General features: G+C 71.0%; 13 protein-coding genes and 1 pseudogene. 11 read left to right on the top strand and 3 right to left on the bottom strand.

What is annotated here, in order from left to right:
* Positions 1 to 8: 8 nt before the first annotated feature.
* The 7 genes from D7W82_RS41915 (at position 9) to D7W82_RS33970 (ending at position 5,991) form a co-directional block, all read left to right on the top strand.
* Positions 9 to 173 (top strand): HEAT repeat domain-containing protein, encoded by a 165-nt coding sequence (locus D7W82_RS41915; protein WP_304988756.1) that lies wholly within the window; start codon positions 9 to 11, stop codon positions 171 to 173.
* A 13-nt stretch (positions 174 to 186) separates the two neighbouring features.
* Positions 187 to 1,059: a protein-glutamate O-methyltransferase CheR gene (locus D7W82_RS33995; RefSeq protein ID WP_171425183.1), complete on the top strand. Its 873-nt coding sequence runs from the start codon at positions 187 to 189 to the stop codon at positions 1,057 to 1,059.
* On the top strand, positions 1,059 to 2,102 hold the full coding sequence (cheB, locus tag D7W82_RS33990; protein WP_120622282.1) for a chemotaxis-specific protein-glutamate methyltransferase CheB: 1,044 nt from the start codon (positions 1,059 to 1,061) through the stop codon (positions 2,100 to 2,102). Before D7W82_RS33995 ends, cheB begins: the two co-directional genes overlap by 1 nt.
* Positions 2,103 to 2,171: 69 nt before the next feature.
* Positions 2,172 to 2,555 carry a response regulator gene (locus tag D7W82_RS33985; protein ID WP_120567716.1) on the top strand — a complete coding sequence of 128 codons (384 nt, stop codon included), beginning with the start codon at positions 2,172 to 2,174 and terminating at the stop codon, positions 2,553 to 2,555.
* Positions 2,556 to 2,583: 28 nt separating this feature from the next.
* Positions 2,584 to 3,357, top strand: a complete 774-nt coding sequence (locus D7W82_RS33980; RefSeq protein WP_120622281.1) for an ABC transporter ATP-binding protein — start codon at positions 2,584 to 2,586, stop codon at positions 3,355 to 3,357.
* On the top strand, positions 3,354 to 5,075 hold the full coding sequence (locus tag D7W82_RS33975) for a putative ABC exporter domain-containing protein (protein ID WP_120622280.1): 1,722 nt from the start codon (positions 3,354 to 3,356) through the stop codon (positions 5,073 to 5,075). Before D7W82_RS33980 ends, D7W82_RS33975 begins: the two co-directional genes overlap by 4 nt.
* A gap of 25 nt (positions 5,076 to 5,100) precedes the next feature.
* On the top strand, positions 5,101 to 5,991 hold the full coding sequence (locus tag D7W82_RS33970; RefSeq protein ID WP_120622279.1) for an NAD(P)-dependent oxidoreductase: 891 nt from the start codon (positions 5,101 to 5,103) through the stop codon (positions 5,989 to 5,991).
* A 7-nt stretch (positions 5,992 to 5,998) separates the two neighbouring features.
* Here the strand turns inward: D7W82_RS33970 and asnS are convergent, their stop codons facing one another.
* On the bottom strand, positions 5,999 to 7,399 hold the full coding sequence (gene asnS, locus D7W82_RS33965) for an asparagine--tRNA ligase (protein WP_120622278.1): 1,401 nt from the start codon (positions 7,397 to 7,399) through the stop codon (positions 5,999 to 6,001).
* A 218-nt stretch (positions 7,400 to 7,617) separates the two neighbouring features.
* On the opposite strand from asnS, the gene leuS reads away from it, so the two are divergent.
* From leuS to lptE, 3 genes are all read left to right on the top strand, one after another.
* On the top strand, positions 7,618 to 10,119 hold the full coding sequence (gene leuS, locus D7W82_RS33960) for a leucine--tRNA ligase (RefSeq protein WP_120622277.1): 2,502 nt from the start codon (positions 7,618 to 7,620) through the stop codon (positions 10,117 to 10,119).
* Positions 10,120 to 10,137: 18 nt separating this feature from the next.
* Positions 10,138 to 10,734: a hypothetical protein gene (locus tag D7W82_RS33955; protein WP_120622276.1), complete on the top strand. Its 597-nt coding sequence runs from the start codon at positions 10,138 to 10,140 to the stop codon at positions 10,732 to 10,734.
* A gap of 103 nt (positions 10,735 to 10,837) precedes the next feature.
* Positions 10,838 to 11,323 carry an LPS assembly lipoprotein LptE gene (gene lptE, locus D7W82_RS33950; protein WP_233588102.1) on the top strand — a complete coding sequence of 162 codons (486 nt, stop codon included), beginning with the start codon at positions 10,838 to 10,840 and terminating at the stop codon, positions 11,321 to 11,323.
* Between the two features lie 46 nt (positions 11,324 to 11,369).
* Here the strand turns inward: lptE and rpsT are convergent, their stop codons facing one another.
* Together rpsT and mazG are read right to left on the bottom strand one after the other, a co-directional pair.
* Positions 11,370 to 11,636: a 30S ribosomal protein S20 gene (rpsT, locus tag D7W82_RS33945; protein ID WP_014395478.1), complete on the bottom strand. Its 267-nt coding sequence runs from the start codon at positions 11,634 to 11,636 to the stop codon at positions 11,370 to 11,372.
* A 173-nt stretch (positions 11,637 to 11,809) separates the two neighbouring features.
* Positions 11,810 to 12,994 (bottom strand): nucleoside triphosphate pyrophosphohydrolase, encoded by a 1,185-nt coding sequence (gene mazG / locus D7W82_RS33940; RefSeq protein ID WP_120622274.1) that lies wholly within the window; start codon positions 12,992 to 12,994, stop codon positions 11,810 to 11,812.
* 107 nt (positions 12,995 to 13,101) lie between these two features.
* Here mazG and D7W82_RS33935 point away from each other — a divergent pair.
* A pseudogene (locus tag D7W82_RS33935) lies at positions 13,102 to 13,335 on the top strand (hypothetical protein); the annotation flags it as partial.

Genomic DNA, 13,335 nt, shown 5'->3' with positions numbered 1-13,335 from the left:
TGTCGCTCCTGGGCCACCCCCGCTGGGACGTGCGGGCCGCCGCGGCGCGCGTGCTGGGCGGAATGGGGCGGCCGGAGTGCCTGCCCGCGCTCCAGCAGGCGCTGACAGTGGAGCAGGACGCGCTGGCCCAGGTGGCGCTGGCGGAAGCGGTCGTCCGGTTGTCGCGGCGCTGAGGGGAGGACTCGGATGCCACGCTTCGACGAGGGCCGCCCTGAGATGACGCTGGAGGAGTTCCGGCTGCTGCGCGACCACGTCTACGCGCACTGCGGGATCCTCATCCACGAGAACATGAAGTTCGTGATGGAGCGCCGGCTGTGGCCCCGGCTGGAGGCGCTGGGGATCCAGGACTTCGGCTCCTATCACCGCTACCTGCGCTACGACGCCCAGCGCAGCGCGGAGCTGGAAGCGGCGGTGGAGTCCCTCACCACGCACGAGACGTACTTCTTCCGCGAACCCGCGCAGCTCAAGGCCTTCTGCGAGGAGCTGATCCCCATCCTGGAGAAGCGCAACGCGCACACGCGGCGGCTGCGGCTGTGGTCGGCGGGGTGCTCCTCCGGTGAGGAGGCGTACACGCTGGCCATGCTGCTGAAGGAGAGCGGCCGCTTCGACGACTGGGACGTGGAGGTCCTGGGCACGGACCTGTCGCGCCGCGTGCTGGCCGTGGCCCGCCGCGCCGAGTACGGCCCCAGCGCCCTGCGCGCGACGCCGCCGGACCTGCTGGAGCGCTACTTCATCCCCGTGGGGGTGAACCGCGTCCGCGTGCGCGACGACGTGAAGGCGTGGGTGAACTTCGGCCACCACAACCTGTCGGACGTGGCGGGCAGCCAGCTGGTGCCGCGCTCGGACGTCGTCTTCTGCCGCAACGTGATGATCTACTTCGACCTGGCCGCGCGCCGCCGCGTGCTGGGCGTCATCCGCGACCGGCTCTGTCCCGGGGGCTACCTGCTGCTGGGCCACGCGGAGAACCTGCTCAGCCTGGGCGCGGACTTCGAGCTGGTGCACCTGAAGGGCGACCTCGTCTACCGCCGGCCCGAATTTCCGGGCGGGGAGGGCCGCTGATGGCACGCCCGCTCACCGTGCTCGTCATCGACGACTCGGCCACCAACCGCCGCACGCTCACCACGCTGCTGGAGTCCTCCCAGGAGGTGATGGTGCTGGACTGGGCCCAGGACGGCGAGGAGGGGCTCAAGAAGGTCCTGGACCTGAAGCCCGACGTGGTGACGCTGGACCTGGAGATGCCCCGGCTGGGCGGCCACACCTTCCTGCGGCTGCTCATGCGCGCGGCGCCCACGCCCGTCATCGTCATCTCCAGCTACGCGCACAGCTCGGACGTGGGCAAGGCGCTGGAGCTGGGCGCGTTCGACTTCATCGCCAAGCCGCCCCAGGGCACACCCGCGGCGCTGGAGCACCTGCGGCGCGAGCTGCTCGACAAGGTGCTCGCGGCGCGCCACGTGAAGTCGGGGGGACGCCACGGGCCCGCGCCGCGGAGCTCCATGCTGGTGGGGGACGTGCCGCAGGTCATCGCCGTGGGCGCGTCCACGGGCGGGCCTCCCGCGGTGCAGCGGCTTCTGGAGGGGCTGGCCGCCGAGCCGGCCGTCAGCGTGCTGGTGGGCCAGCACATGCCCTCGCAGTTCACCAAGGCCTTCGCGGAGCGGTTGGACCGCATCGGTCCCTTCACGGTGCGGGAGGCGTGCGAGGGCGACGTGGTGAAGCCGGGCCACGTCTACATCGCGCCAGGAGGCCGACACCTGCTGCTGTCGGACCGCACCGGGCGCCTGGAGCTGCGCACGCCCTCTCCGGTGCCCGCGGACAAGTACGCACCGTCGGTGGACCGGCTCTTCGAGAGCGCGGCGGAGGTGCTGGGTGCGCGCGCGGTGGCGGTGGTGCTGACGGGGATGGGGGCGGACGGGGCGCAGGGCGTGCGCGCGGTCCGCCGCGAGGGCGGCGAGACGTGGGCCGAGTCCGAGGACACGGCGGTGGTGTACGGCATGCCCAAGGAGGCCATCGCCACGGGCGCGGTGAGCCGCGTGCTGGCCCTGGACGCCATCGGGACGGAGCTGGCCGCGCTGGTGCGCCGCCGACGGCAGTCCGGCGGGCAGTGAAGCGCTGGCTGCATGACAGCCGCCGCACAATCCCGGGCCGGACGGCGCGCGGGTGCTAGGCTGGTGTCCATGTCGCAGCAGATCCGCGCGCTGGTGGTGGATGACTCGCAGGCCATGCGCCGCAGCATCATGTACGCGCTCCAGCGCCTGGCCGGGGTGGTCTGCATCGAGGCACAGGACGGCGTGGAGGGGCTGAAGAAGCTCTCCACGCAGGGCCGCTTCGACCTGGTGATGACGGACATCAACATGCCGTTGATGGACGGGCTGAAGCTCATCCACCACATCCGCCAGACGGAAGACCACCGGGCGGTGCCCATCGTCGTGGTGACGACGGAGGGCGCGGCGGCGGACCGGGAGCGGGCCATGGCGCTGGGGGCCACGGCCTACCTGGTGAAGCCCGTGCAGGCCCGCGTGGTGCTGGACACGGTGAAGGAACTGCTGAAGCTCGGCTGAGCTTCGACAGGAATCCCAAGGGCACGGAATGGAACCGGCGCTGGACGTCGAGGGGCTGGAGAAGACGTACGGCGCGGTGCGGGCGGTGCGCGGCCTGTCCTTCCAGGTGGCGCCGGGCGAGGTGCTGGGCCTCGTGGGGCCCAACGGCGCGGGCAAGACGTCCACGCTGCGGTGTCTGGCCGGCATCCTCCCGCCCTCCGCGGGGCGCGTGCGGGTGGCGGGCTTCGACGTGGCACAGGCGCCGGTGGAGGCGAAGCGCCAGCTGGCCTTCCTCCCGGACGAGCCGCGCTTCTTCGAGTACCTCACCGTCTGGGAGCACCTGAACTTCACCGCGCGCCTCTACGGCGTGGAGGACTGGGAGGCGCGGGGCCGCGCGCTCCTGGAGGAGATGGAGCTCACGGGCCGGGAGAAGTCGCTGCCGGGCGAGCTGTCGCGGGGCATGAAGCAGAAGCTGTCCATCGCGTGCGGCTTCCTGCACCAGCCGCGGCTCATCCTCCTGGATGAACCGCTGACGGGGTTGGATCCGCTGGGCATCCGCCGCATGAAGGCCTCGCTGCGCCGCCGCGCGGAGGAGGGCACGGCGCTGGTGTTGTCGTCGCACCTGCTCCCGCTGGTGGAGGAGCTGTGTCACCGGCTGCTCGTCATCGCCGGAGGGCGCGCGGTGGCGCTGGGGTCGCTGCCGGAGATCCGCGAGCAGATGGCGGGCGGAGCCGGTGACGGCGCGTCGCTGGAGGAGCTGTTCGTGCGCATCACCAGCGCGGCGTCGGAGGAGGCGCGGGCGCGGGGGAACGAACCGGCGTGAGCTTCCCGAGCGCGGTGGCGTTCCTCTGGGTGAGGACATGGCGCAACCGGGTGGTGCGCCAGGTGCAGCGGCTGAAGCGCCCGCGCTACCTGCTGGGCGCGCTGGTGGGGCTCGCGTACCTGTACTCGCTGGTGGGGCGCAGCGTCTTCGTGCAGGGCACGGGCCGCGCGGTGTCCCCCAACGCGAGGCTGTTCGCGGAGCTCTCGCTGGAGGTCTCCGTGCTGGGCACGCTGGTGACGGCGTGGGTGCTGGGCGCGGACCGGCCCGCGCTGACCTTCACGCAGACGGAGGTGCAGACCTTCTTCGCCGCGCCCGTCACGCGCAAGGCGCTGCTGCACTACAAGCTGCTGCGCGGCCTCTTGAGCGCGATGCTCGCGGCGCTGGCGGCGACAATCTTCGTGGGGCGCTTCACCAGTCCCCGCCCGGTGCTCTTCTTCCTGGGCGCGGCGCTGGCCATGGGGACGCTCTACCTGCACGGCACGGCGGCGTCCTTCGTGCGCGCGTGGCTCGTGTCCCAAGGCCGCTGGGGCAGCGCGGTGCGGTGGGCGGTCGTGGCGGTGCTCCTGCTCGCGGGGATGGGCACGCTGCTGTCCACGCTGCGTGACCACCCATTGCCGGAGAACCTCTCCAGACCCTTCGCCGTGCGCGAGTGGTTGCGCGACGTGCTCGATGCCCCCGGGCCCCGCGCGGTGCTGTGGCCGGGCAGGGCGCTGGTGGCCCCCGCGATGGCGCGAAGCTGGGAGGGCTTCCTGCGCTACCTGCCCGCGTCGCTGGCGCTGCTGGTGGCGCACTACGCCTGGGTGCTCGCGGTGGAGGTGCCCTTCGAGGACTCCGCGGTGGCCGGGGCCGAAGCGCGGACGCGGCGGCGGGAGCAGCGGGCCGCGCGCTCGGGCTCCATCCGTGTCGGCAAGGTGCCCTTCGCGCTGAAGGCCCGGGGGCGTCCGGAGGTCGCGCTCCTGTGGAAGAACCTCATCGCGCGCAGGCGCATGGGCAGCGGGTTGGTGATGCTGCTGTCCTTCGGTGTGCTGGGCGCTGTGTTCGCGCTGGTGATGGGAGACACGCGGCTGTTCTCCAACAGCCGTGAGTTCCTGGGGCCCATGGCCTTGATGGTCGCGCTGGCCATGGCCGTGATTGGCCCGAGCGCGTTCCGCACCGACCTGCGCATGGACCTGCCGAAGCTGGAACTCTTGCGCGCGCTGCCGCTCACGGGGCGGCAGGTGGTGAGCGCGGAGCTGGCGGCGTCCGCGCTGACGCTGGGCGTGGCGCAGTGGGTGATGTTGCTCCTGGCGCTGGTGCTGGGCGTGGGGGCGGACGACGCGACGCTCGCGCCGTGGTCCACGCCGGTGGTGCTGGGCCTGCTCCCGGTGCTGCCGGCGCTGGGCCTGGCGGGGCTGTTCGTGCAGAACGCGGCCGTGGTGCTGCTGCCCGCGTGGATTCCGGCGGACTCCGAGCGGGCACGCGGCGTGGAGGCGCTGGGCCAGCGGCTGCTCACGCTGGTGGGCACGCTGGTGGTGACGTTCCTGGGACTGTTGCCGGCCGCCGTGGTGGCCCTCCTCGTGGGCTATCCGCTGTTCACTGTCATGGGGCGCTGGGCGGTTCCGCTCGCGGGGCTGGCGGCGGCGGGGGCACTCTTCGCGGAGGTGGCGCTGGGCGTCGCCGTCCTGGGCCGCGCCTTCGAGCGGCTGGACGTGTCGGAAGAACAGTCGAACGAAGCGTGAACGCGAGCACGAAGGGAGCATCTCCATGAAGGTCGGCTTCATCGGGTTGGGGAACATGGGCACGCCCATGGCGAAGAGCCTGGCCGGCGCGGGCCATGAGCTCGTCGTCTGGAACCGCACCGCCTCCAAGGCGGATCCGCTGAAAGAGCAGGGCGCGCGCGTGGCGAAGACGCCCGCGGAGGCCGCCCGGGACGCGGAGGTCGTCGTGTCCATGCTCGCGGATGATCACGCCGCGGAAGACGCCGTGCTGGGGAAGGACGGCGTCGTCAGCGCCCTGCCGAAGAGCGCCATCCATGTCTCCTCCAGCACCATCTCCGTCGCGTTGTCGGAGCGCCTGACGAAGGCGCACACGGACGCGGGCCAGGGCTACGTCTCCGCCCCCGTCTTCGGCCGGCCCGAGGCCGCCGCGGGCAAGCAGCTCTGGGTGGTCGCCGCGGGCCCGAAGGCGCAGGTGGAGCGGGTGCGTCCGGTGCTCACGGCCCTGGGACGCGGCCTCACGGAGCTGGGGGAGCGGCCGTCCGCCGCGAACACGGTGAAGCTGTCCGGCAACTTCCTCATCGCGTCGATGATGGAGGCCCTGTCGGAGGCCTTCGCGCTCGCGGAGAAGTGCGGCGTGGAGCGCGCCGCGTTCCTGGACGTCTTCAAGTCCGTCTTCGCCAAGGCGCCCATCTTCGAGAACTACGCGGGCGCCATCGCGAAGGGGCAGTACACGCCCGCGGGCTTCGCGCTGCGCCTGGGCCTCAAGGACGTGACACTGGCGCTCGAAGCGGGCAGGGCCGCCGAGGTGCCGCTGCCGCTCGCGAGCCTGCTGCGCGACCACTTCCTCACCGGCGTCGCCCAGGGGCGCGGCGATGAGGACTGGTCCGCGCTCGGCGCGCTCGCGCAGGAGCGCGCCGGCATCACGAAGAAGTCCTGAGCCTGGACTAGAACGTCGCGGAGCCCGGGACGCGCGGGTAGGGGATGGCGTCCCGGATGTTCTGCAGGCCGCACATGTAGACGATGAGCCGCTCGAACCCCAGGCCGAAGCCCGCGTGTGGCACCGTGCCGTAGCGCCGCAGGTCGCGGTACCACTGGTAGTGCGCGGGATCGAGGCCGAACTTCCGCATGCGCGCGTCCAGCACGTCCAGGCGCTCCTCGCGCTGGCTGCCGCCGATGATCTCTCCGATGCCCGGCGCGAGCACGTCCATCGCGGCCACGGTCTTCCCGTCCTCGTTGATGCGCATGTAGAAGGCCTTGATGGCCTCCGGGTAGTTCATCACCACCACGGGCCGGCCCACGTGCTCCTCGGTGAGGTAGCGCTCGTGCTCCGTCTGGAGGTCCTTGCCCCACTCCGGCGCGTACTCGAACTTCTTCTTCGCCTTCTGGAGGATGGAGACGGCCTCCGTGTAGTCGATGCGCTCGAAGCTGGAGCCGATGAACTTCTCCATCCGCTCCGTGACGCCCTTCTGCTGGCGCTCCTCGAAGAACTTCATGTCCGGCGCGCACTCGTCCAGCACGGCCTTGAACACGTACTTGAGGAACCGCTCCGCCAGCAGCGCGTCCTCGTTGAGGTCCGCGAAGGCGATCTCCGGCTCAATCATCCAGAACTCGGCCAGGTGCCGCGTGGTGTTGCTGTTCTCCGCGCGGAACGTGGGGCCGAACGTGTAGACCTTGGACATGGCCAGGCAGTACGCCTCCACGTTCAGCTGCCCGGACACGGTGAGGTAGGCTTCCTTGCCGAAGAAGTCCTTGCCCCAGTCAATCTTGCCGTTCTCGCCCCGCGGCGGGTTGTTCGCGTCCAGCGTGGACACGCGGAACATCTGGCCGGCGCCCTCCGCGTCGCTCGCGGTGATGATGGGCGTGTTCACCCAGCAGAAGCCCTCACCGTGGAAGAAGCGGTGCACCGCCTGCGCTGCCGCGTTGCGCACGCGGGTGATGGCGCCGAAGGTGTTGGTGCGCACGCGCAGGTGCGCCACCTCCCGCAGGAACTCCAGCGAGTGCTGCTTCGGCTGGATGGGGTAGGTGTCCGGGTCGTCCACCAGACCCAGCACCTGCACCTCGTCCGCCTGAATCTCGAAGGCCTGCCCCTTGCCCTGGGACTGCACCAGCGTGCCCCGGCAGATGACGGAGGCGCCCGCGGTGAGGTGCAGGACTTCCTTCTCGTAATTGGGCAGCGAATTGGGCGCGACGACCTGGATGGGGTCGAAGACCGACCCGTCGCTCACGTTCACGAAGCTGATGCCCGCCTTGGAGTCGCGGCGCGTCCGCACCCAGCCGCGCACCTCCACCTTCGAGCCCGCTTCGACGGCCCCCGACAGGGCCTTCTTCACACTCACGACCTGCATGGTGCTCTCCCTCTGCTCCAGACCGGGAAGGCGAGTTAGTCGCGCCCGGCCCCGAGGGCAAGCACCGAGCGAGGCCTCACCCCCGCCCCGGGGCTGGCCTGGCCCCCGTCCCTCCGGGTTTCCCGGTCAGGGCCCCGGGGGCGCCAGCCGTCCAGGCTTTCGACGCGCCAAGACTTGTTGCCCGCGTGTCCTACCTCCCGCTAAGAGTCAGAGAAGCCATGGCGATGAACGAGCGTTACGAGCCGCAGTCGATTGAAGGAAAGTGGCAGACCCGCTGGGAAGAGGAGGGCCTCTTCCGGGCAGGCAGGCGTCCGGATGCCCCGAAGAAGTACGTCCTGGAGATGCTGCCGTACCCCAGTGGCCAGATGCACATGGGGCATGTGCGCAACTACCTCATCGGGGACGTCTACGCGCGCTACTACCAGATGCGCGGCTTCGACGTGCTGCACCCCATGGGCTGGGACGCCTTCGGCCTGCCGGCGGAGAACGCGGCCATCAAGGACGGCGTCCACCCGGCCATCCGCACCCGCGAGAACATCGAGTCGTTCAAGGCGGAGATCAAGACGCTCGGCTACAGCTACGACTGGACGCGCGAGGTCAACACCAGCCAGCCGGAGTACTACCGCTGGAACCAGTGGTTCTTCCTCCAGATGCTCGAGCGCGGGCTCGTCTATCGCCGCTTCAGCAAGGTGAACTGGTGTACCGGCTGCCACACCGTCATCGCCAACGAGCAGGTGAAGGACGGCCGCTGCGAGCGCTGTGACTCCGAGGTGCAGGACAAGGAGATGCCCGAGTGGGCGTTCCGCATCACGAAGTACTCGCAGGACCTGCTCGACGCGCTCGACACGCTCAAGGAGTGGCCGGACCGCATCACCGCGGCCCAGCGCAACTGGATTGGCCGCTCGGACGGCGCGGAGGTGGACTTCCGCGTGCAGGGGCATGACGCTGCACTGCGCGTCTTCACCACCCGCGTGGACACGCTCTACGGCTGCACCTACGTGGTGCTCGCGCCGGACCACAAGCTCGTGGCCCAGGTGACGACGGCGGACCGCCGCGCGGACGTGGACGCGTTCGCCAAGAAGATGGCCGCGCAGAACAAGACGGAGCGGCTGGGCGAGGACGCGGAGAAGGAGGGCGTCTTCACCGGCGGCTACGCGCTCAATCCGGTGACGGGCCAGCCGGTCCCCATCTGGATCGCCAACTTCGTGGTGAGCGACTACGGCACCGGCGCGGTGATGAGCGTGCCGGCGCACGACGCGCGCGACTTCGCCTTCGCGCGCAAGTACTCGCTGCCCGTGCGCGTGGTCATCCAGCCGGCGTCCGGCGACAAGCTCGGCGCCGGGGAGAAGCTCGACGCGGCGTACACGGAGGACGGCGTCCTCGTGGACTCCGGTGACTTCACCGGCATGCCCTCGGCCGAGGCGCGCGTGAAGCTGGCCGCGAAGCTGGAGGCGCAGGGGCAGGGCAAGGCCACGGTGACGTACCGCCAGAAGGACTGGGGCTTCAGCCGCCAGCGCTACTGGGGCACGCCCATCCCCATCGTCTACTGCGAGAAGTGCGACCCCGAGCGCAAGGGCATCCCCCTCCCGGCGGATCAGCTCCCGGTGCGGCTGCCGGACATCGACACGCAGGCGGTGCTCACCGGCAAGGGTGAGCCGCCGCTCGCGAAGGTGCCGGAGTTCGTCAACGCGACCTGCCCGAAGTGCGGCGGCCCCGCGCGCCGGGAGACGGAGACGATGGACACCTTCGTCGACTCCTGCTGGTACTTCGCGCGCTACCTGTCGCCGAAGTACGACGCGGCGCCCTTCGACCCGAAGGCGGGCCAGCGCTGGCTTCCGGTGGACATCTACGTGGGCGGCCCCGAGCACGGCGTGATGCACCTGCTCTACTTCCGCTTCTGGACCCGGGTGATGAAGCTCCTCGGGCTGTCCCCGGTGGACGAGCCCGTCACGCGGCTGATCACCCAGGGCATCGTCAACGGCGCGGACGGCCGGAAGATGGGCAAGCGCTACGGCAACGGCGTGGCGCCCAACACCATCGTGGCGAAGTACGGCGCGGACACCGCGCGCACCTACGTGCTCTTCGCGGGCCCGCCGGAGCGCGACTTCGACTGGTCCCACGAGCAGGTGGAGGGCGTGTTCCGCTTCCTCAAGCGCGTGTGGACGCTGGCCGCCACGCACCACGCTTCCTCGGCGGAGGCCACGTACTCGGGCCCCTACGAGGGCAAGGCGCTGGAGACGCGCCGCGCGGCGCACAAGTGCGTCAAGCGCGTGACGGAGGCCATCGAGCGCCTGTCCTTCAACACCGCCGTCGCGGGCGCCATGGAGTGCGTGAACGCGCTCTACGCGGTGGGCACGCCGGAGACGCCCGCGGAGAAGGCGGCGATGGGGGAGGCGGTGCGGCTGCTCGCGCGCATCCTCACGCCCATTGCGCCGCACATCGCGGACGAGCTGGCGGAGGCCTACGGCGCGAAGGCGTCCACCGTCACGGAGTCCTGGCCGGAGTTCGACCCGGCGCTGGTGGTGGACGACGTGATTCCGTACGCCGTGCAGGTGAACGGCAAGCTGCGCGCGGAGGTGCGCGTGGCGGCGGACGCGGGCGAGGCGGACGTGCGCGCGGCGGCGGAGGCGGACGACAAGGTGAAGGCCGCCCTCGAGGGCAAGACGCTGCGCAAGTTCGTCTTCGTCCCCAAGCGGCTGGTGAACTTCGTCGTCGGCTGACGGCGGGAGGGAGGGGCGGTGCCCGCGGAAGTGCTCGTCATGTGCTCCGCCTGCGGGCGCCCCCAGTCGGCGGCCCGGCGCCGCTGTGCCTTCTGCAACGCGGAGCTGCCGGAGGCGCCCCTGCCGCCCCGGTCGTCTCCCGAGGCTTCGGAGCCGCCCGCACCGTCGCTGCCGGGCGTTTCTCCGCTGACGCTGGACCTGGGCAACCGGCGCGCCCTGGCGGTGAACGACACGCAGCTGTCGTTCCAGGGGCGCCCGGGAGGGGGTCCGACGCTCGACGTGCCCTGGGTGAGGGTGCGGCGGCTGGAGTGGCGCACGCGGCCCTACTTCGAATCGCTGGGGCTGCTCGCCTTCACCGCGCTGGGCCTCTTCTGGGCGCCCACGCAGGCGGTGCGGATCATGTCCTTCGCGGGGGGCGTCATCGGCCTGCTGCTCGCGGTGCTGTACCGCCACCACGGGCTCACGCTGGAGCTGGATGACGGCACGCGGATGCAGTGGCCCCTGGGGATGGCGCTGAAGGGCTCCGCCCGCGAGGGAAGGCTCACCGCTGCCCGCGCCACGCTGGCGGATGTCGGACGCATGCGTGGCGTCCCCCTGGCCGGCTCCGGCGCTTGAGCGAGCCCGCGCCGCGGTCCGGCTCCGGCGCTTGACGGAGGATCGCGGCCGGGTAGGGTGCGCGCCCATGCGGCCCTCAAGGAACGCGGTTCAGGCGGGTGCGGTGAAGGCGTTCCGGTGGGGCGTGGCGGCGGCGGCGCTGCTGGGCGCCGGGTGCGGCTACCGCTTCAGCCCGTGGGGCTCCGCGCTGCCAGAGGGCACAGGGCAGGTGTGCGCGCCCATCTTGGCCAACGAGACGGCGGAGCCCGGGCTGGAGAACCTCTTCACGCGCTACCTGCGCAACCAGCTCATCCAGGCCGGCCGGCTGGCCACCGCTCCGGGCTGCGCGTCCACGATTGAAGGGGCGGTGCTCAACATCTGGACGTCCTCGACCATCATCCCCAACAACTACCGCATCTCCACGACCGTGCGGCTGCGCCTCGTGAAGGAGGGACAGCTGCTGTCGGAGACAGTGGTGGCGGGGACCGAGGACTACCTCCAGGGACGCGGGAACGTCCTGGAAGCCGAGGCCAACCGTCAGGCCGCGCTGGCGCGCCTGGCGGAGTTGCTCATGCGCGACGGCTACGATCGGCTGGCCAGCACCTGGTGAGGACCGGGGAGCCCGGTCCTCGACCCACGGTGGTGCTACGGGACGACTAGGCCTTCTTCTTCGCGGCGGCCTTGGCCAGCCGGGAGATGCGGCGCGCGGCGGTGCGCTTGTGCAGGACGCCCTTGCTGGCCGCCTTGTTGAGGGTCTTGGAAGCCGCCTTCAGCGCGTCCGTCAACTTCGAACCGTCCTTGGAGGCAATGGCCTCGCGGGCGGACTTGACGGCGTCCTTCACGGTCGTCCGGACGTTCACGTTCCGGGCGCGGCGCTTCAGGGACTGGCGGTAACGCTTCTCTGCGGACTTGGTGTTCGCCAAGGCAATGCTCCAGCGGAAGGCAAGGCAAGGAAAAAGAGGGGCCGTCCTTACTGCGACGCCCCCGTTGCGTCAAGGCACGCGTGCGATCGCGATCAGGATTTCCAGTTCCGGAACCCCTGGGAGGCCTCCGGAATGCCTCCCGGAGCCCCCACCGGCGCTTCACGCCGGAAGAATCATGCCGGCGGGGCAGTGTATTCCCACCGCAGCCCGGCGGGATCCACGAACTGGAAGCCCGCCTCGGAGTTGGCGCACGGCACCAGGCGCCCCGGATGGTGGGCCCGGAACAGCTCCAGGAGCCGGGCGACCCCCGAGGAGGAGGGGGCCTCCAGGGTGATGGCCAGCCCGGATCCGGCCTGCGCCTGGGCGCCCGGCATGAAGACGAGCCCCAGCCCCGCGCCCGTGTAGGCCGCCGTGCCATCCGTCGTCCGGGTGGGGGCCCAGCCCATCCAGGAGGCCAGCTCATCCCAGAAGGCCCGCTGGGCCGCCACGTCCGGCACCGCCAGGCGCAGGGTGGCCACGGAGGCGCGAGGCGGGTGTCCAGGTGGAGGCAGCGCCTTCTCCACGGCCTTCGCGGCCTGCCAGTGGCGCTCCATGTGCGCGAGCGTGGCGCCGCCGAAGGGGACGTTCTCCTCGTTCAGCTTCGCCTCGATGTACTGGAAGCGGGTGACGAAGCGGCGCGTGGCCATGCGCAGCGCGTCCTCCGCGGGCGTCTTCACGAAGCGCGCGAGGTTCGCGAGCGAGAACAGGACGTCCCCCAGCTCGTGCTCGATGGCGTCCCGGTCTCCCGACGCGATGGCCTCGTCCAGCTCGCGCAGCTCCTCGTCCAGCTTGCCGCGCACCCCGGCCAGGTCCGGCCAGTCGAAGCCGATGCGGCTGGCCTTCTCCGTCAGGCGCTCCGCGCGCAGCAGGGACGGGGCCGCGGTGGGCACGCCGTCCAGCACGGAGCCCGCGCGCCCGGTCTTCTTCTTGCGCTCCTCCGCCTTCAGCTGCGCCCAGTTGGCCAGCACCTGCTCGGCGCCCGTCACCTGCTGATCCCCGAACACGTGCGGGTGCCGGCTGGTGATCTTGTCGCTGATCGCCGCGCAGACGTCCGCCATCGTGAACTCGCCCAGCTCCGCCGCCAGCTGCGCGTGGAAGACGATCTGGAAGAGCAGGTCCCCCAGCTCTTCACACAGCGGGCGCCACGGGCCGCCGTCGGAGACGCGGTCCATTTCATCCAGGACCTCGAACGCCTCCTCGGTCAGGTAGGGGCGCAGCGAGCGCAGGTCCTGCTCCCGGTCCCACGGGCAGCCGCCCTCGGCCCGAAGGCGCCGCATGATCTCCACCAGTCGTTCCAGCTCGTTTCCAGGCGCCGCCATTCATTCACTCCCGGGCAATCCCCCCCGCCGCGGGATCCTGTAGCACGGCCGGTGGGCACCACATGATTTCGGATCGTCCGGCCTGTCGCCTATCATCGGAGGTCCGGATGCTCCGCTCGTTCCTCGGCCTGTGTTGCAGCCTCGTGCTGCTTGTCCCCGCGCGCGCCCCTGCGTTGATGCAGGAGCCGCTCCTGCGCATCGAGGAGAAGGTCATCGAGCCGGAGCCGGATCCCAGCACCTTCCACGCCACGGAGGATGATCCGGTGGAAGACACCGGCGCCGAGGAGGCCGACGAACCGGATCCCGAGCCCCGCCCCGACAACCGGCGCCGCGTCATCGCC

The sequence above is a fragment of the Corallococcus sp. CA049B genome, from assembly GCF_003611685.1.
In the GTDB taxonomy this organism is placed as follows: Bacteria; Myxococcota; Myxococcia; order Myxococcales; family Myxococcaceae; genus Corallococcus; species Corallococcus coralloides.
This window is presented reverse-complemented; position numbering and strand designations above follow the sequence as displayed.

What these genes read in the sequence shown, in the direction of transcription:
- D7W82_RS33995 (WP_171425183.1), top strand. Translation starts at nt 187, where the DNA reads ATGCCACGCTTCGACGAGGGCCGCCCTGAGATGACGCTGGAGGAGTTC.
- cheB (WP_120622282.1), top strand. Translation starts at nt 1,059, where the DNA reads ATGGCACGCCCGCTCACCGTGCTCGTCATCGACGACTCGGCCACCAAC.
- D7W82_RS33985 (WP_120567716.1), top strand. Translation starts at nt 2,172, where the DNA reads ATGTCGCAGCAGATCCGCGCGCTGGTGGTGGATGACTCGCAGGCCATG.
- D7W82_RS33980 (WP_120622281.1), top strand. Translation starts at nt 2,584, where the DNA reads ATGGAACCGGCGCTGGACGTCGAGGGGCTGGAGAAGACGTACGGCGCG.
- D7W82_RS33970 (WP_120622279.1), top strand. Translation starts at nt 5,101, where the DNA reads ATGAAGGTCGGCTTCATCGGGTTGGGGAACATGGGCACGCCCATGGCG.
- asnS (WP_120622278.1), bottom strand. Translation starts at nt 7,399, where the DNA reads ATGCAGGTCGTGAGTGTGAAGAAGGCCCTGTCGGGGGCCGTCGAAGCG.
- leuS (WP_120622277.1), top strand. Translation starts at nt 7,618, where the DNA reads ATGGCGATGAACGAGCGTTACGAGCCGCAGTCGATTGAAGGAAAGTGG.
- mazG (WP_120622274.1), bottom strand. Translation starts at nt 12,994, where the DNA reads ATGGCGGCGCCTGGAAACGAGCTGGAACGACTGGTGGAGATCATGCGG.